This window comes from Massilia sp. TWR1-2-2, from assembly GCF_049897565.1.
Taxonomy (GTDB): Bacteria; Pseudomonadota; Gammaproteobacteria; order Burkholderiales; family Burkholderiaceae_D; genus JAFCUW01.
Genome location: NZ_JAFCWM010000019.1, coordinates 1 through 17,919, shown reverse-complemented (window position 1 = coordinate 17,919; position 17,919 = coordinate 1). Strand labels below are relative to the sequence as shown.

General features: G+C 64.3%; 16 protein-coding genes. 10 read left to right on the top strand and 6 right to left on the bottom strand.

Annotation, left to right across the window (positions count from 1 at the left end):
• Window positions 1-182: 182 nt before the first annotated feature.
• A complete protein-coding gene (locus tag ACP7DD_RS17945) occupies window positions 183-1,412 on the top strand; it encodes a pyridoxal phosphate-dependent aminotransferase (RefSeq protein ID WP_426176162.1) in 1,230 nt (409 codons plus the stop codon).
• A 22-nt stretch (window positions 1,413-1,434) separates the two neighbouring features.
• Window positions 1,435-2,757 (top strand): homoserine dehydrogenase, encoded by a 1,323-nt coding sequence (locus ACP7DD_RS17940; RefSeq protein ID WP_426176161.1) that lies wholly within the window; start codon window positions 1,435-1,437, stop codon window positions 2,755-2,757.
• Window positions 2,758-2,841: 84 nt separating this feature from the next.
• On the opposite strand, the gene ACP7DD_RS17935 is transcribed toward ACP7DD_RS17940, so the two are convergent.
• From ACP7DD_RS17935 to ACP7DD_RS17925, 3 genes are all read right to left on the bottom strand, one after another.
• Window positions 2,842-3,030: a hypothetical protein gene (locus ACP7DD_RS17935; RefSeq protein WP_426176160.1), complete on the bottom strand. Its 189-nt coding sequence runs from the start codon at window positions 3,028-3,030 to the stop codon at window positions 2,842-2,844.
• 93 nt (window positions 3,031-3,123) lie between these two features.
• Window positions 3,124-4,587 carry a sensor histidine kinase gene (locus ACP7DD_RS17930; protein WP_426176159.1) on the bottom strand — a complete coding sequence of 488 codons (1,464 nt, stop codon included), beginning with the start codon at window positions 4,585-4,587 and terminating at the stop codon, window positions 3,124-3,126.
• A gap of 1 nt (window position 4,588) precedes the next feature.
• Window positions 4,589-5,281, bottom strand: coding sequence for a response regulator (locus ACP7DD_RS17925; protein ID WP_426176158.1), 693 nt, complete (start codon window positions 5,279-5,281; stop codon window positions 4,589-4,591).
• Window positions 5,282-5,424: 143 nt separating this feature from the next.
• Between ACP7DD_RS17925 and ACP7DD_RS17920 the strand changes: the two genes are divergently transcribed.
• From ACP7DD_RS17920 to ACP7DD_RS17890, 7 genes are all read left to right on the top strand, one after another.
• Window positions 5,425-6,489 carry a porin gene (locus ACP7DD_RS17920; RefSeq protein WP_426176157.1) on the top strand — a complete coding sequence of 355 codons (1,065 nt, stop codon included), beginning with the start codon at window positions 5,425-5,427 and terminating at the stop codon, window positions 6,487-6,489.
• A gap of 37 nt (window positions 6,490-6,526) precedes the next feature.
• On the top strand, window positions 6,527-7,492 hold the full coding sequence (locus tag ACP7DD_RS17915; RefSeq protein ID WP_426176156.1) for a tripartite tricarboxylate transporter substrate binding protein: 966 nt from the start codon (window positions 6,527-6,529) through the stop codon (window positions 7,490-7,492).
• A gap of 69 nt (window positions 7,493-7,561) precedes the next feature.
• The gene (locus ACP7DD_RS17910) at window positions 7,562-8,641 is read left to right on the top strand and encodes an ABC transporter substrate-binding protein (RefSeq protein ID WP_426176227.1); all 1,080 of its coding nucleotides are present in this window, start codon (window positions 7,562-7,564) and stop codon (window positions 8,639-8,641) included.
• Window positions 8,642-8,719: 78 nt separating this feature from the next.
• Window positions 8,720-10,489 carry an ABC transporter permease gene (locus ACP7DD_RS17905; RefSeq protein WP_426176155.1) on the top strand — a complete coding sequence of 590 codons (1,770 nt, stop codon included), beginning with the start codon at window positions 8,720-8,722 and terminating at the stop codon, window positions 10,487-10,489.
• A gap of 19 nt (window positions 10,490-10,508) precedes the next feature.
• Window positions 10,509-11,573 (top strand): ABC transporter ATP-binding protein, encoded by a 1,065-nt coding sequence (locus tag ACP7DD_RS17900; protein ID WP_426176154.1) that lies wholly within the window; start codon window positions 10,509-10,511, stop codon window positions 11,571-11,573.
• On the top strand, window positions 11,570-12,631 hold the full coding sequence (locus ACP7DD_RS17895; protein WP_426176153.1) for an AbrB family transcriptional regulator: 1,062 nt from the start codon (window positions 11,570-11,572) through the stop codon (window positions 12,629-12,631). Before ACP7DD_RS17900 ends, ACP7DD_RS17895 begins: the two co-directional genes overlap by 4 nt.
• Window positions 12,632-12,868: 237 nt before the next feature.
• On the top strand, window positions 12,869-13,714 hold the full coding sequence (locus ACP7DD_RS17890; RefSeq protein WP_426176152.1) for an REP-associated tyrosine transposase: 846 nt from the start codon (window positions 12,869-12,871) through the stop codon (window positions 13,712-13,714).
• Between the two features lie 344 nt (window positions 13,715-14,058).
• Here ACP7DD_RS17890 and ACP7DD_RS17885 read toward each other — a convergent pair whose 3' ends face one another.
• Complete coding sequence (locus ACP7DD_RS17885) at window positions 14,059-14,850, bottom strand: DUF2145 domain-containing protein (RefSeq protein ID WP_426176151.1); 792 nt, start codon at window positions 14,848-14,850, stop codon at window positions 14,059-14,061.
• A 2-nt stretch (window positions 14,851-14,852) separates the two neighbouring features.
• Window positions 14,853-15,272: a hypothetical protein gene (locus ACP7DD_RS17880; RefSeq protein ID WP_426176149.1), complete on the bottom strand. Its 420-nt coding sequence runs from the start codon at window positions 15,270-15,272 to the stop codon at window positions 14,853-14,855.
• Window positions 15,273-15,473: 201 nt separating this feature from the next.
• Between ACP7DD_RS17880 and ACP7DD_RS17875 the strand changes: the two genes are divergently transcribed.
• A complete protein-coding gene (locus tag ACP7DD_RS17875) occupies window positions 15,474-17,360 on the top strand; it encodes an MFS transporter (protein WP_426176148.1) in 1,887 nt (628 codons plus the stop codon).
• 3 nt (window positions 17,361-17,363) lie between these two features.
• On the opposite strand, the gene ACP7DD_RS17870 is transcribed toward ACP7DD_RS17875, so the two are convergent.
• Entirely contained in the window at window positions 17,364-17,822 is a 459-nt protein-coding gene (locus ACP7DD_RS17870; RefSeq protein ID WP_426176147.1) for a response regulator, read from the bottom strand.
• Window positions 17,823-17,919: the final 97 nt, after the last annotated feature.

The window sequence follows — 17,919 nt, the reverse complement described above, 5'->3', positions numbered from 1 at the left end:
CGTTAGCATGCCACAAACTACATAAAAGCGCGAATTTCCGCGATCCTGCCGTCAATTCGGCCCGTTCATAGTGTTTTTGCCATCAATTGACGGCCGTTGGCGGTTGATTAAATCGGGCGCTTTCGGCAGAATGGGTATTTTTCGCACTGCAACATAGTGCGCCACCTGGACAGGAAATTATTTTGCGACCGATTCTGAAATCGAACAAGCTCGATGACGTGTGCTACGAGATCCGCGGCCCGGCGATGGAAAAGGCCCGCCAGATGGAAGAGGACGGCCACAAGATCATCAAGCTCAATATCGGCAACCTGGCCGTATTCGGTTTCGATCCGCCCGACGAGATCGTGCGCGACATGATCATGAACATGCATGGCGCCGCCGGCTACACCGACTCGAAGGGCATGTTCGCGCCGCGCAAGGCGGTGATGCACTACACCCAGGGCAAAAAAATCAGCGGCGTGTCGATCGACGACATCTACCTCGGCAACGGCGCCTCCGAACTGATCGTGATGGCGATGAACGGCCTGCTCAACACCGGCGACGAAGTGCTGGTGCCGGCGCCGGACTACCCGCTGTGGACTGCGGCGGTCAGCCTGTCGGGTGGTAACCCGGTCCATTACGTCTGCGACGAGCAGGCCGGCTGGTTCCCCGACATCGACGACATGCGCCGCAAGATCACGCCCAACACCAAGGCGATCGTCGTCATCAACCCGAACAATCCGACCGGCGCGCTGTATCCGCGCGACGTCCTGCTCGAAATCGTCGAGCTGGCGCGCCAGCACCAGCTGATCATCTACGCCGACGAGATCTACGACAAGACGCTGTACGACGCCAACGAGCACGAGTCGATCGCCGCGCTGGCCGACGACGTCTTGTTCGTCACGCTCAACGGCCTGTCGAAGAACTACCGCTCGTGCGGCTACCGCGCCGGCTGGATGGTGGTGTCGGGCGAGAAGCGCCACGCCAAGGATTACATCGATGGCCTCAACATGCTCGCCTCGATGCGCCTGTGCGCCAATGCGCCGGGCCAGTTCGCGATCCAGACCGCGCTGGGCGGCTACCAGAGCATCGCCGACCTGGTCGGTCCCGGCGGGCGATTGCTCAAGCAGCGCGACCTGGCGCACCAATTACTGACCGATATACCGGGCGTTACCTGCGTCAAGCCAAAAGCGGCGCTGTACATGTTCCCCCGCCTCGACCCCGTGATGTACCCCATCGCGGACGACCAGCAGTTCGCCTATGACCTGCTGTCCGAGGAAAAAGTCCTGATCGTGCAAGGCACCGGATTCAACTGGATCGCGCCGGATCACTTCCGCCTGGTGTTTCTGCCCAATTCGGACGACCTCACCGACGCATGCGGCCGCATCGCCCGCTTCCTCGACGGCTACCGTCGACGCCACGGACGCGGCTGAAAACCCTCACAGTAAAAGAAATATGAAACCCATCAAAGTAGGCTTGTTAGGCATCGGCACTGTCGGTGAAGGGACGTTCAACGTCCTCAAACGCAACCAGGAAGAGATCCGCCGCCGCGCCGGCCGCGGCATCGAGATCACCATGGTCGCGGCCCGTAATACCGAGCGCGCCGCGCGCCTGGTGGGCGGCGAGTGCGAGATCGTCAGCGATCCGTTCGCCGTCGTCGACCATCCCGACATCGACATCGTCATCGAACTGATCGGCGGCTACGAGCTGCCGCGCGAGCTGGTGATGCGCGCCATCGCCAACGGCAAGCACGTCGTCACGGCCAACAAGGCGCTGCTGGCGCTGCATGGCAACGAGATTTTCGCCGCCGCCCAGGAGAAGGGCGTCATGGTCGCCTTCGAGGCGGCGGTCGCCGGCGGCATCCCGATCATCAAGGCGCTGCGCGAGGGCTTGACCGCGAACCGGATCGAGTCGGTGGCCGGCATCATCAACGGCACCACCAACTTCATCCTCTCGGAGATGCGCGACAAAGGGCTCGACTTCTCCACCGCGCTGGCGCAGGCGCAGGGACTAGGCTACGCCGAAGCCGATCCGACCTTCGACATCGAAGGCGTCGACGCCGCCCACAAGCTCACCATCATGTCGGCGATCGCGTTCGGCATCCCGGTGCAGTTCGACAAAGCCCACGTCGAGGGCATCAGCACCTTGCAGGCGGTCGACATCCGCTACGCCGAGCAGCTCGGCTACCGCATCAAGCTGCTCGGCATCACGCGCCGCACCGTGATCGACGGCGTCGAAGGGATCGAACTGCGCGTGCACCCGACGCTGATTCCGACCAAGCGCCTGATCGCCAACGTGGAAGGGGCGATGAACGCGGTGCTGGTGCAGGCCGACGCGGTCGGCGCCACGCTTTACTACGGCAAGGGCGCCGGCGCCGAGCCGACCGCGTCGTCGGTGATCGCCGACCTGGTCGACATCACACGCCTGGCCACGGCCGACCCGGAATACCGCGTGCCGCACCTGGCGTTCCAGCCGAACCAGATGACCGACGTGGCGATCTGGCCGATGTCCGAGATCAACACCAGCTATTACCTGCGGGTCTATGTGAAGAACCGGCTCGGCGTGATGGCGGACCTGACGCGCATCCTGGCCGACGCCCGCATCTCGATCGACGCGGTGCTGCAGAAGGAGCCGGCCGAAGGCGCCACGCGCCTCGACATCATCATGCTGACGCACCAGACGCGCGAGAAGAACATCGACGCGGCGATCGCCAAGATCGAGGCGCTCGACACGGTGGTGGGCAACGTGACGCGGATCCGCCTTGAGAGCCTGAGCTGACCGATAGACCGCCATCCCCGCTGCGCGTGGATGGCGGCATTTTTTTTCGGCCGGCGCTGCATGCGTTTTGGCGTTGCCGCGCCATCACCCCGCCGGCTTCGGCCCTTTCGGCGCCTGCATCAAAAACTCATCCGAAAATTCGTCCACTGTTCGCTGCCGCGGCGGCGCGTCTTCCTCGTCGAGATCAACGGTAATGAGTGCGCGAAGTTCATGGTCTTCGTCATCCGGCCCGAGCGTATCGAGCGCAATTGTCTTGGTATTTGGCGTTTTCATCCGTAGATTTTACGCGCGCCAGCGCGCCGCAAAACGCTTCGCCCGACGCCTCGTTTGCGAGCGCTCAATCGCGCTCCGATTTGCACACCTCGTTTATAGCGCCCTGGCATTTTGTTGCTGCGCAGTGGGAAACGTGATGCTCACCTTCAAGCCGCCGCCCGCGCTTTCCGACAGAGCAACGGTCGCCCGGTGCAGCACGGCGATGTCGTGCACGATCGCCAGCCCGAGTCCGGTGCCGCCCTGGTTCATCTCCATCGACGAGGTCGAGCGGTAAAATGGCTTGAACACCTTGTCGCGCTCGGCCGCGGCGATGCCGACCCCGCTGTCTTCGACCTCCAGCACGACGGCCGTCTCGAGCGCCAGCACGCGCAGCGTGACCTGACCGCCGGCCCGCGTGTAGCGGATCGCATTGTCGACCAGGTTCGTGACCAGCTCATGGAGCAGCGGCGCCTGGCCGTCGATGACGGCATCCTGCGCCGCCTCCAGCGACAGGTCGATGCGCTTTTGCACCGCCGGCAGCGCCAGCGCCAGGCCGACCTGGCGTACCACCTCCGGCAGCGCTACCGGCGCCAGGTTGGCCGCCTCGCCGCCATGCTCGATCCGCGCCAAGGTCAGCAGGCGGTTGGCCAGGTGGACGGTCGAGTCGGTGGTGACGGCGATCGACTCGACGATCGCGCGCATGGCGCCGGCGTCGTTTTCGCGCAGCGCCAGTTCGGCCTGCGTCTTGAGCACGGTCAGCGGGGTGCGCAGCTGGTGCGAGGCGTCGGCGATGAAACGGCGTTGGCTGGCGATCAGGTTCTGCATGCGCGCCATGCTGGTGTTCATCGCCACCACCAGCGGGCGCACTTCCTTGTGCACCAGCGCCTGGTCGACGTCCGACAGGTCGCCCAGCGCGCGGTTTTCGACTTCGTTTTTCAGCCGCATCAGCGGTCGCAGTACCAGCCGCACGGCGAACCACACCAGCGTGCCGACCGCCAGCAGCATCAGCGCCTGGCGCAGCCAGGTGTCGAACAGAATCTTGCGCGTCAGGCCGCGCCGCGCGTCGAGCGTCTCGCCGACCTGGATCAGGGCGATGCCGCGCATCGAGTCGTCGTACACCGGCTGCAGCAGTGCGGCGATGCGCACCTGGTCGCCGTTGTAGTCGGCGTGGTAGAAGCGCACCAGCGCCGGATACGCCTCCGAGCGCGCCACGTTGGCCGGCACCGGCGGCAGGTCGTCGAAGCCGGACACCGTCTCGCCGCGGATACCGGTGACCTTGTAGTAGATGCGGCCCAGCGTGTCGGTCTCGAAGCTGTCGAGCGCGACGTAGGGCACGTCGGCGACCACCTTGCCTTCGCGGATGGAGACGCGCTCGGCCAGCGCCCGCGTCGACGCCAGCAGCGAGCGGTCGTAAGCCAGGTCGGCCGCCTCGAGCGCGTTGCGGTACACCGACACCGAGTTGGCCGCCACCAGCAGCACCAGCGGGATCAGCAGCCAGCGCAGCAGCTGGTTGCGCAGGCTGCCCAGCGGCGCGGCGGCGCCGAAGCGCTGCTGCAAGCGCGTGAGCAGCGGCCCCATGTCAGGCGGCGTCGCGCGGCTGCAGCAGGTAGCCGATGCCGCGCAAGGTGGTGATGGCGGCGCCGTTGCTGCCGGCGCGCTCGAGTTTTTTGCGTACCCTGTGGATGTACAGTTCGATCGCGTCGAGGTTGGCGTCGTCGGCCAGCGCGAACACTTCATCGAACAGCTTTTCCTTCGAGACCGCGCGTCCCGGCTTGGTGATGAGCGCTTCGAGCACCGCGTGTTCGCGCGGGGTCAGCGCTAGCGGCGCGCCGTCGTAGGCAAACATCCGCGTGACGGTATCGAAGCTGAGCGAGCCACACTGGTGCACCAGTGCCTCGTTGCCCTGGCTGCGGCGCAGCAGCGCCTTGACGCGCGCTTCCAGTTCGGCCAGCTCGAACGGCTTTGCCAGGTAGTCGTCGGCGCCCAGGTTCAGGCCCTGCACCCGTTCTTCCAGGCCGCCGCGCGCGGTCAGGATCATCACCGGCGTCTTGGCGCGCAGCCCGCCGCGGGCGCGCAGGCGCTTGAGCACCTCGAGGCCATCCATCTTCGGCAAGGTCAGGTCGAGGATCACCAGTCCGTAATCCTGGGTGTGGAGCAGGGCGTCGGCGTCGGCGCCGTTGCGGGCGGTTTCGACCGTCAGGCTGGCGTCGCGCAGGGCCTTGGCGAGCCAGTGGGACAGTTCGAGATGGTCTTCAACTAAAAGTATGCGCATGGCGAGAGTGTAAGCCCAAGCGCGCTGTCCGGCCAACTGCGATCTTCAGGTTGAGCTGAAAGCGAATTGAAAGGATCGGTCTCATATAGTGCGTATCGAACCACCGTACGACAAACTATAAAATCATAAACCAGGAGACATGTATGAACAAATCAGTGCTTTCGCTCGCCCTCTGCGCGGCCTTCGCCCTTGGCGGCGCCGCCCACGCTCAGTCCAACGTCCAGGTGTATGGACTGATCGACGCCGGCGTCGAGACCCTGAACCACGCCAACGCCAACCAGAACAGCGTGACGAAGGTCGTCTCGGGCGCGAAGAACACGTCGCGCTGGGGCTTTCGCGGCACTGAAGACCTGGGCGGCGGCCTGAAAGCGGTCTTCGGCCTTGAAGGCGGCATCTTCCTCGACACCGGCGCCGCCGACGGCCCGCTGTTCAAGCGCCAGGCCTTTGTTGGCCTCGACGGCAGCTTCGGCCGCATCGTCGTCGGCCGCTCGTTCACCACCACGTACGATTTCGTCATCCTGTTCGACCCGCTCGGCTACGCGCCGAACTACTCGTGGGCGACGTCGGCCAACGCCAGCGGCCCGTCCAAGTACGGCATGACCACCGCGTTCGACAACCTGATCAAATACTCCGGCACCACCGGCGAATTCAAGTACGGCGCCACCGTTGGCCTGGGCGAGCAGGCCGGCAGCGCCGCCGACAGCCGCAAGTACTCGGTGGCCGGATCGTGGACCCACGCGGGCCTCGGCGTGATGGCGGCCTACGAGCAAATCAACGGCAACCCGGTGGCGGTCACCTTCAGGCGCGACGAAACGAGCGCCTTCCACGTCGCCGCCGACTACAACACCGGCGACTGGCGCCTGACTGCCGGCATGCGCGGCTACAAGCTCGAAGCCGGCCGCGCCAATACTGCCGACGTGCGCAGCGACACCTACTGGGGCGGCGTGAGCTACTTCATCAAGCCGGCCATTACGCTGACCGGCGCCGTCTACCACGTCAACGTCAAGAACGTCGCTTCCGGCCAGGATGCCGATCCGACCATGTATGTGCTGCGCAGCCTGTACGCGCTGTCGAAGCGCACCGACCTGTACGTTGCCGCGGCCTACGCCAAGTCGAAGAACGGCAAGCTGGTCAGCCTGTCGCGCGACGACCCTGGTTTCAGCACCTCGCAGACCGGCGTCACCGCCGGCATCCAGCACCGCTTCTGATAGCCGCAGCGGACATATCGGGACTATCATGGACAGGATGATGAAAAAACTCCTGCACCTGATCGCCGGCCTTGCGCTGTGCGCCGCTGCCACCGCGGCGCCTGGCCCGGAGGCCGAGTGCATCGTGCCTTCCAAACCGGGCGGCGCGATGGACCTCACCTGCAAGCTGGCGCAAAAGGCGCTGCAGGGGCAACCCGGCGGCGGCACCATGCGCCTGTCGTATCTGCCCGGCGGAATCGGCGCGGTGGCCTGGCATTCGCTGGTGTCGCAGCGCAGCGGCGAAGCCAATACGCTGGTGGCGTTTTCGGGCGGTTCGCTGCTCAATCTGGCGCAAGGTAAATTCGGCAAGGCCACCGCTGGCGACGTGCGCTGGGTGGCGGCGCTTGGCGCCGACTACGGCATGATCGCGGTGCGCTCTGACTCGCAATACAAGACGCTGGCCGACCTGCTTGACGCGCTCAAGCACCATCCACAGAAAGTGCTGATCGGCGTGTCCGGCACCATCGGAAGCCAGGACTGGCTGAAGATGGCGCTGCTGGCAAAGCTGGCAGGCATCGACCCTAAGGTGCTGCGCTTCGTCGCCCTCGAAGGCGGCGGTGAAGCCTTCACGGCGATGGACGCCAACTTTGTACAGGTGGTGCCGGGCGACGCGTCGGAAGCGACGCTGTACTCGGGCGCCGGCAAGGTCAGGGTGCTGGCGGTGCTGTCGGAAAAGCGCCTGCCTGGCGTGCTGGCGAATGCGCCGACCGCGCGCGAGCAGGGCATCGACCTGGTGTGGCCGATCATCCGCGGCGTGTGGATGGGACCGAAAGTGCCGGAGGCGGACTACCGGCGCTGGGTACACGCCTTCGAGCAGATGGAAGCGACGCCGGAATTTGCGCAGATGCGCGCCGCTTACGGCCTGTACCCGTTCAGCATGACCGGGACGGCCCTGACCGCATATGTAAAAAAAGCAGTCGACGACTACCACCGGCAAGCGACGCAATTCAAGCTGGTTCGCTGAGTATTTAGCTTAGTACCTACAACATATAACGATACCCCAGGAGACAACATGAACTTTACCAAGACACTGATGCACGCTGCCGTCGCAGCGACCATGGCCGGCGCCGCAGCGGGCGCGTTCGCCCAGCTCCCGGCCGGCTATCCGGCCGACTACCAGAAGCTCATCGACGGCGGCAAGAAGGAAGCCAAGCTGGTGATCTACGGCGCCACCGACAGCAAGGCGACGCAGCCGCTGATCAACGACTTCCGCGCGCTGTACCCTGGCATCACGGTCGAATACAACGACATGAATTCGACCGAAGTATACAACCGCTTCATTTCCGAAGTCGCTGCCGGCGGCAATACCGCCGACGTCATGTGGTCGTCGGCGATGGACCTGCAGATCAAGCTGGCCTCGGACGGCTACGCGATGGCCTACAAATCGGTCGAGGCGTCGAAGATTCCTGGCTGGGCGGTGTGGAACGACATGGCTTACGGCACCACGTTCGAGCCGGCGGCGATCGTCTACAACAAGCGCCTGGTGACTGCCGCTGAAGTGCCGCAGACGCACGCCGATTTCGCCAAGTTGATCACGTCAGAAAAATTCAAGGACAAGGTCACCACTTACGACATCGAAAAATCAGGCGTCGGCTTCATGTTCATGACCCAGGATGCGCGCGAGTACGCCCAGTTCCCGGCGCTCGAGCAGGCCTTCGGCACCGCCCGCGTGCGGGTACAGTCCTCGACCGGCACCATGCTCGAGCGGATCTCGTCGGGCGAGAACCTGATCGGCTACAACGTGCTCGGCTCGTACGCGCTGGTGCGCGCCAAGACCGATCCGTCGCTCGGCGTGGTGCTGCCGAAGGACTACACGCTGATCCTGTCGCGCGTCCTGTTCATCAACAAGACGGCCAAGAACGTCAACGCGGCCAAGCTGTGGGTCGACTACATGCTGTCGCACCGCGGGCAGACCATCATCTCGAACGAATCGAAGCTGTATGCGATCCGTGCCGACGTCAAGGGTGAAACCACGTCGGCCGACCTGATCAAGCTGATCGGCGAGAAGAACGTCAAGCCGGTGCCGGTGCACCCGATCGTGCTGCAGTACCTGGCGCCGGCCAAACGCATGGCCTTCCTCAAACAGTGGAAAGAAAGCGCCGGCAAGAAGTAAGCCGTCCGCAAAACCGGCGGGCCGCATGCCGGCCCGCCGCCTGACAGTCGCAGCACTCATCCTTGTTCGGATACTCTCATGTCTACCTTTTCCTTGCCCGTCGCGCGGCGCCTCAACTGGCCGCGCGGCCTGGTGGTGACGCTCACCTGCATCGCCGTTTTCCTGCCGCTGTTCCTCATCTTTTACCAGAGCTTCCTGTCCGCGCCGTTCTTCATGCCGGCCAAGACGCTCGGGTTCGAGGCCTACCAGTTCATCTTCGACGATTCCGACTTCTGGATGGCCGCCAAAAACGGGCTGGTTCTCGCCGCCGGCCTGGCCGCGATCGCCGTGCCGCTGGGCGGCATGCTGGCGTTCCTGATGATCCGCACCGACCTGCCAGGCCGCAGCTGGATCGCGCCGCTTCTGCTGGTGCCGATCTTCGTCTCGCCGATGGTGATGGGCTTCGGCTACGTCGTTTCGATGGGGCCGGTCGGCTTCTACTCGACCTGGGCAAAGGAGCTGCTCGGCTTCGTGCCGTGGAATATCTACTCGTTTACCAGCATCGTCATCATCGCCGGCCTGACCCACGTGCCGCACGTCTACCTGTATGCGTCGTCGGCGCTCAAGAGCCTCGGTTCTGATGTCGAGGAAGCGGCGCGCGTCGCCGGCGCTTCGCCGCTGCAGGTAATGATGAACGTATCGCTGCCGATGATCATGCCGGCGCTGGCGTATGCCGGCGTGCTGGTGTTCTTCCTCGGCTTCGAGGTGTTCGGCCTGGTGCTGGTGCTGGGCGACCCGGAAGGCCACCTGGTGCTGGCCACTTACCTGTACAAGCTGACCAACAAGCTCGGTACGCCGTCGTACCACCTGATGGCGGCGGTGGCCGTGTGCCTGGTGATGGTGACGATGCCGCTGGTGATGGCGCAGCGCTGGCTGCTCAAGTCGGCCAACAAGTACGTCTCGATCAAGGGCAAGGGCGCGCGCCAGAAGGTGATGCCGCTGGGGCGCTGGAAGTGGCTGGCGTTTGCCATGCTGGCCGGCTGGCTGGTCTTCACCATCGTCATGCCGATCAGCGGCATCGTGCTGCGCTCGTTCGTGCAGTACTGGGGCGAAGGCGTCAAGCTTGCTGATGTCCTCACCTTGCAGCACTTCCGCGACATCGTCGAACAACCATCGCTGATGCGCGGCATTTTCAATACGGTGCTGATCGGCGTGATCGGCGGCGCTCTGGCGGTGGTGTGCTACGGCGCCATCGCGCTGGCGATGCACCGCAAGCAGGACGGCATCACCCGCCTGCTCGACTACAGCGTGCTGGTGCCGCGCGCCGTTCCGGGCCTGTTGGCCGGCCTGGCGTTCCTGTGGGTGTTCCTGTTCGTGCCGAGCTGGCTCGACGGCTTCCTCAAGATGAGCGACAGCGGCATCGCCATCTGGCTCAGCGAAAACCTGATCCCGGCGCTGCGCGCGGTGCGTTCCACCATCTTCGCCTTGTGGCTGGCGTATTCGGTGGTGTGGCTGGCCTACGGCATGCGCCTGATTTCGACGGCGCTGCTGCAGGTCGGCCCGGAGCTCGAAGAAGCGGCGCGCGCGGTTGGCGCCAGCCGCGGCCAGGTCACGCGCGATGTCACGCTGCCGCTGATCAAATACGGCCTGCTTGGCGCCTGGCTGATGGTGTTCCTCATTTTCGAGCGCGAGTATTCGACCGGCGTGTACCTGCTATCGCCCGGCACCGAAGTGATCGGCGCCATGCTGGTGTCGCTGTGGGCCGGCGGCTCGACCGACCTGGTGGCGGCGCTCTCGTTCATCAACATCACGCTGGTGGCGATCGGCCTTGGCATCGCGCTGCGCTTCGGCGTCAAGCTGCACAACTAATATAAGATAGAGACCAATCATGAACGAATTATCCGTCAACGACCTGCACCTCGACTACGGTACCGGCGCGCACGCCAACCCGATCCTGAAGGGCGTCTCGATGCACCTCAAGCGCGGCGAAGTGGTCGCGCTTCTGGGCCCTTCCGGCAGCGGCAAGACCACGCTGCTGCGCGCGGTGGCAGGCCTCGAAACCCCAAAGGCCGGCGCCATCGACATCGGCGAGCGCCGCGTATTCGACGGCGCCAAGGGCTACGAAATGCCGGCCGAGGCGCGCAGCCTGGGCCTCGTGTTCCAGTCGTATGCGCTGTGGCCGCACAAGACCGTGTTCGACAACGTCGCCTATGGCCTCAAGCTGCGCAAGATGGGCAAGGCCGACATCGCCGCCAAGGTCAAGGAAGTGCTGACCCAGCTGGGCCTCGGGAACCTCGGTGAGCGCTATCCGCACCAGCTGTCCGGCGGCCAGCAGCAGCGCGTGGCGATTGCGCGCGCGCTGGTATACAACCCGCCGGTGATTTTGCTCGACGAGCCGCTGTCGAACCTTGACGCCAAGCTGCGCGAGGAAGCGCGCGCCTTCCTGCGCGAACTGATCGTGCGGCTCGGGCTTTCGGCGCTGATGGTCACCCACGACCAGGCCGAGGCGATGGCCATCTCCGACCGCATCCTGCTGCTCAATAACGGCAAGATCGAACAGCAGGGCACCCCGCAAAGCATGTACGAGACACCCGATACGCTGTTCACCGCCGATTTCATGGGCAGTAACAACCGCCTGCCGGGCAAGGTCGTCAGCCGCAACGGCGCCAGCGTGCAGTTGCACGTCGAGGGCGTGACGATGCACGGCAGCGCGCGCGGCGCCAACGCCGGCAGCGACGTGCAGCCGCTGATCCGGGTCGAAGAGGTGCGCATCAGCCCGATCCGTGTCGAGAACGCGATCGAGCTGCCGCTGCTGCACTGCATGTACCTGGGCGATCGCTGGGAGTGCCTGTTCGTGCGCGGCGAGCTCAGTTTGCGCGCCTATTCAAAATACCGCCTTGACGCCGGCAGCTACTGGCTGCAGATGCCGGCCGAGAAGCTCTGGGTGTTTTGAAGCCGCAGCCGCGCGTAGCTTTTGTCGGTGCGCTGCTGCTGGCGCTGTCCGGCGCCCAGCTGTGCGTGTGGCTCGACACGCCGTTGCCGTGGATGATCGGGCCGCTGTTCGCCACCGCGATCGCCTGCATGTTTGGCGCGCCGCTGCGCGCGCCGCTCGGCATACGCGCCGCCGGCCAGTGGGTCATCGGCACCACGCTCGGCCTGTATTTTACCGCCCCGGTGGTGGCCGCGCTGGTGTCGTACTCCGGCTGGATCGTATTGGGGATCGTATTTGCCCTCGTGCTGGGATATGGCGCCGGCGTGCTGCTGCACTGCCTGTCCGGCACCGACCGCTGCACCGCGTTCTTCGCGATGGCCGTTGGCGGCGCCGCCGAAATGGCGACCCAGGGCGAGCGTCACGGCGCCGCGGTCGACCGGGTCGCCGCCTCGCACAGCCTGCGCTTGATGATGGTGGTGGGGACGATTCCCTTTCTGGTGCGCTGGTGGACCGGGCACGGGCTCGGTCCGGGCCTCGACCTGTTCGTCCCTGGCGCGACGGCGGTAAGTTACGGCGCGCTGCTGGTGCTCATTTGCCTGACCGGCCTGGGTGGGCTGGCGTGCTTGCGCCTCGACGTCCCGAATGCCTGGGTGATCGGACCGCTGTTCGTCGCCATCGGGCTCACGGCCGGCGGCGTGCACCTGAGCCGCCTGCCGGAGTGGATGGTGGCCGGCGGCCAGCTATGCATCGGCATTTCGCTCGGCACCCGTTTCACGCCTGGCTTCGCGCACACGGCGCCGCGCTTCCTGGCCGCCTGCGCCGCCTGCACGCTGGTGATGATGGCGCTGGGCGCGGGCTTCGGCGCCACGCTGGCCGCGCTGGGCGGCATCAACCCGGGCACCGCGATCCTCGCCACGTCCCCTGGCGGCATCGCCGAGATGTCGCTGACGGCGCGCGTGCTGCACTTGGGCGTGCCGATCGTCACCGCGTTTCACGTCTCGCGCATGGTCGCGGTGGTTCTGCTGATTGGCCCGCTGTACCGGCTGTCGAACAAAAAACTAGCCCGAAAACACGTTTAACTCCACCGGGGTCAACTCCACCGGGGTCAGTGCCGACAATCGGACACGAGCTGAGCAACTCCACCGGGGTCAGTGCCGACAATCGGACACGAGCTGAGCATTCGTGGTGCATCCCTAAGTACTCCGGGGTCAGCTACACCGGGGTCAGCTACACGGGGCTCGCAGCTGCTCGACGTTCGATCTTCCGGCATGCGCTGGCTCATGTTTGTACGCGCGCGCCGGTGATAGAGTCTTTTGATGACCCGACCGCTCAGAATCGAAATCCCCGGCGCGCTCTACCATATTACGGCGCGCGGCAACCGACTCAATCCCATCTATCGTGACGATACCGATCGCCAAATTTGGCTCGAGGTTCTTGCTCTCGTTTGCGATAGATTTCATTTTGTGGTGCATGCATATTGCCAGATGACGAATCACTATCACGTGATGATCGAGACGGTAGAGGGCAACCTCGCACAGGGCATGCGCCAATTGAACGGCGCATATGCCCAGCGATTTAACCGCCGCCACGTGCAGGTCGGGCATGTCTTCCAGGGGCGCTACCACGCTGTGCTGGTCCAAAAGGAATCGCATCTGCTCGAACTGGCGCGCTATATCGCGCTGAATCCCGTGCGCGCAGGAATTGTCGGACGGCCCGACGAGTGGCGATGGAGCAGCTACCATTCGATGCTTGATAGCAGTTGTGCACCAATCTGGCTTGAGACCGCATGGCTGCTCGGACAGTTTGGTCAAGGCAAGGAGGCTGCGGATGCATTTGCGCAATTTGTCTTTGCAGGCGTGGGCATTGAGAGTCCTTTGCGGCGCACGCGGTTCCAGCTGTTGCTTGGTGACGATGATTTTTCTGCCCGCTATCGCGAGCCTCGCTCCCGTGCTGCACTCGTAGCAGTGTCGAAGCCGCAGCGCAGAATCACTGCGCTGACGCTGGCGCAATACGAGGCCAAGTTTCCGCCCCGCGAAGCGGCAATGGCCCGTGCATACCGATCTACAGCATTTACGATGGCCGAGATCAGTGTCCACTTCGGGGTTTCCGCAAAAACCGTCAGCCGCGCTGTTCGCCTATTTGAAGGCGCACTACGAGAGTAAGCACTCCCGTCGGGATCGATTCGTCGCATCTCAGTCGCGCATAGTGACACGTTATTGCGCGCGTTGCGTTCTAGCGAGCAGATCGTCCCCTCTCGCCGGCGCCAAGTCGGCGGCGGCTCTCGACCGTTCCGTATCGATGTCCGGTACTGTCCCCGCCTGTTCCGATGAACGGAAATTACCGTTCATGCAAGAGCCCGTGTCCGAATGTCGGCACTGACCCCGGTAGAGGAGTCTGCGCTTCCGTTTCAGTAGCGATTCGTCAACCAATCGCGCTGCAATATGGTCGAGGCCGGGTCCGAATGTCGGCACTGACCCCGGTTGAAGAAGCGTAGCGCGACGCAAACCTAGCGCGGTAGCATGACCACAATCTCCCAGGCATGCGGGTCGCGCTGGTGCACGAAGCGCAGCACCGAGTCGACCGTCACGGTATCGATCTTGCCGGCCATGCGCCGCTCGAACGGATGGTCATCGAACGAGACGCTGGCGCGAAACATGCGCGCGCCCAGGCGCGTCATGGCGGGGATGTCGAGCGTGATCGGCTCGTACGCCGCCAGCTTGAGCCAGGCCTGCGCCTGCGCGCGCCCGTCGATCGGCATGTCCGACACGCTCGCCGCGTAGGTCTCGAGCAGCCACTGGTTCGAGTTCTGGTAGTCGGTCGAATACGCGAAGGCGACCATGTTGTAGCGGCCATCGTGCAGCCGCAGCGGCGTGGTCGACGCCAGCATCGCGACGATGCGTGCCTGCGCGGCGGAACCAGGCACGACGATGCGCGTTTCGTAGGCGTGCATATCGTCGAGGAAGAAATTGCCGAGGCCTTCGTCGAACAGCGCCGAGCGCGCGCTGCCGCACTGGTTCAATTCATGCACCACCAGCCAGCGTCCTTGCGGATGGTCGCGCCACACATAGCCCATGTGCGAATAACGCAGGCCGTACTTCGACAGGTCCTGGCCGGCGCGTGCAATCAGCGCGACTTGGGCGCCCGATTTGTCGAGCGCCGTCATGGTGCGCTCGGCCAGCTTCATCGCCTTGATGAAGTTGGTGGCGTCGGCCTTCTTCGGTTCGCACGGCGTGCCGGCGTTCGCCTCGCCGGCGGCCAGCACGGCAGCCAGCAGCCACAATATCAGCAGGCGCGTCATGCTCAGAGCCTGGTCGCGACGCGCGAGTGGTGCAGCAGCGCCTTGCCCAGTTCATTCGGAATAAAGGCGATTACCTTGCCGGCGGCGACCAGCAAGTAGCCGGTCGACGTGGCCACCACGCTCACCGAGGCGCCCACCGCCAGCGCCGCGCCGCGCGCGACTTGCCCGCTCAGGCGCAGCGCCGCCTGCGAGGCGTCGGACGCGCCGACCAGCACCACGACGCTGGCGTCGCCGGCCGCTTCGACGCTTGCGACGACTGCCGTGCCGGAAGCGGCCACCGCCGACAGCGACCCGTAGACGATCAGCGCCGACCCCTCGGCCGCCAGTTCGGAGGCGTTCGACAGGTCGGTGCTGCCTTGCTGGCCGGCGGCGCCGGCGTGGCCGGAAAGGCACAGCAGCAGCATCAGGAGGATCTGTTTCATCGTCGCGCTTTCTTCAGTCATGCCGGGTTGGCAAAAGCATCATTCGCGCTTTCGCTTCCTTGTTCAAGCGCTAAGCGCCAAGTATCGAAGTGCGCTACCAGACGTATCGGCTTGCGCACCCGCATAACCTTGGGAAACTTTATTTGTCTATGCCGGCGATGTGAGTTACTTTACGGTCTTACCTTCCAAGAGCGCCCCAGCATGAGCCAGCCGAGCCAGTTTTCCCTGTTGTCGCAGCGCCGCTTCGCGCCGTTTTTCTGGACCCAGTTTTTTGGCGCCTTCAACGACAACCTGTTCAAGACGGCGCTGCTGGTGATGCTCACGTTCGAGGCGATCAGCTGGACCTCGGTCAGCCCGGCCACCCTCAACATCGTGCTGCCGGCGCTGTTCATCCTGCCGTTCGTGGTGTTTTCGGCCACCGCCGGCCAGATCGCCGACAAGGTCGAAAAGTCGCGCCTGGCGCGCGCCGTCAAATGGTTCGAAGTGGCGATCATGCTGGTGGCCGGCATCGGCTGGATGAGCCACTCGCTTTGGGTACTGGTCGTCGCGCTGGTCGGCATGGGCGTCCATTCGACACTGTTCGGCCCTGTCAAGTACGCCTACCTGCCGCAAAACCTGAAGCCTGAAGAACTCGTCGGCGGCAATGGCGTCATCGAGATGGGCACCTTTGTCGGCATCCTGCTTGGTGAAGTGGTCGGCGCGCTGCTCGTCTCGCAAAAGCCTTACGGCATCCAGCTTGTCGCCGCCAGCACGCTGCTGGTGGCGGTGATTGGCCTCGTCGCCAGCTACCGCATTCCGCTGTCGCCGGCGCCGGCGCCCTCGCTCGAGATCAGCCGCAACCCGTTTGCCGAATCGCTGCGCAACCTGTCTTTCTCGCGCCAGAACCGCACCGTGTTCCTGTCGATGCTGGGTAATTCGTGGTTCTGGTTTTACGGCGCGCTGATGCTGTCGCAGTTTCCGGTGTATGCCAAGGATTACCTGCACGGCGACCATGGCGTGTTCGTCCTGCTGCTGACGGTGTTCTCGCTGGGGATCGGCACCGGCTCGCTGCTGTGCGAGCGCCTGTCCGGCCGCAAGGTCGAAATCGGCCTGGTGCCGTTCGGCTCGATCGGCCTGTCGGTGTTCGGCATCGACCTTTACCTGGCCAGCCTCGGTTACACCAACACCGCCGCCGTCGACGTCGCCGGCCTGCTGGCGCAGCCTGGCGTCTGGCGCATCCTCGCCGACATCGTCATGATCGGCGTATTCGGCGGCTTTTTCATCGTGCCGCTGTTCGCGCTGATCCAGACGCGCTGCGACCCGGCCCACGTATCGCGCACCATCGCCGGCATGAACATCATGAACGCGCTGTTCATGGTCGCGTCGGCCCTGATGGCGATGGTGCTGCTGAAGATGGGCGCGACGATCCCGCAGATGTTCCTCGCCACCGCCATCCTCAACGCGCTGGTCGCGGTCTACATCTTCTCGCTGGTGCCGGAATTCTTGATGCGCTTCCTGGCCTGGCTGCTGATCCACACGATTCACCGCGTGAAGATCGTCGACGTCGACCGCATCCCGGACGAGGGCGCGGCCGTCCTGGTATGCAACCACGTCAGCTATGTCGATGCGATCGTCATCGGCGCGGCCAGTCCGCGGCCGATCCGCTTCGTGATGGACCATAAGATCTTCAAGATGCCCGTGCTCGGCTGGATATTCCGCACCGCGAAGGCGATCCCGATTGCGCCGGCCAAGGAAGACCCGTGGCTGATGGAGAAGGCGTACATCGATATCGCGCAGGCGCTGCACGAGGGCGACCTGGTGTGCATTTTTCCGGAGGGGAAGCTGACCCGCGACGGCGAGATGAACGAGTTTCGCGGCGGGATCGTCAAGATCATCGAGCGCAGCAAGGTGCCGGTAATCCCGATGGCGCTGCGCGGCTTGTGGGGCAGCCTGCTGACGCGTGATCCGGGCAACCCGTTCGAGCGTTCCTTCACGCGCGGCCCCCGTTCGAGGCTGGCGCTGGCCGTCGGCGCGCCGGTGGCGCCACAGCAAGCGACGCCGGAGTACTTGCACCAGCAGGTCAAGGATCTGCGCGGCGAGTGGAAGTGAATCCTACGAGGCGCTCCGCAACTGCTGGCGCTTGAGCAGCTGGGCGTTGGCGAGCTGCTTGATTTCGGTGAAGTCGACCGGCTTGATCAGGTGGTGATCGAAGCCCGCTTCCATCGTGCGCTGGCGCGCGTCGCTCTGGCCCCAGCCGGTCACGGCGATCATCAACACTTCCTTCGAACCGGGCTGGCAGCGGATGCGGCGCGCCGCCTCGTAGCCATCCATGTGCGGCATGCCCAGGTCCATGACGATCAAGTCCGGCATCGCCTGCTGTGCAGCGATCACCGCTTCCTGTCCATCGTAAGCGGTCGATACCTGGCAGTTCTCCATTTCGAACAACACCTGCAGCGATTCGCAGGCGTCGCGATTGTCGTCAACCACCAGCACTTTCTGGCGTGACGAATCGATGTGGATCTCGGCGCCGTTGGTGCGGGCGGCGGCGGCCCAATCCACCCAAGTTATCATTTAATGTGCAGTTAGATGGTTTATTTTCAACGTAGACACAAAAACACTTGACATCAATTTAGAAGCGCGGCCTGCAGTGTGAATTTTTGATTCTACT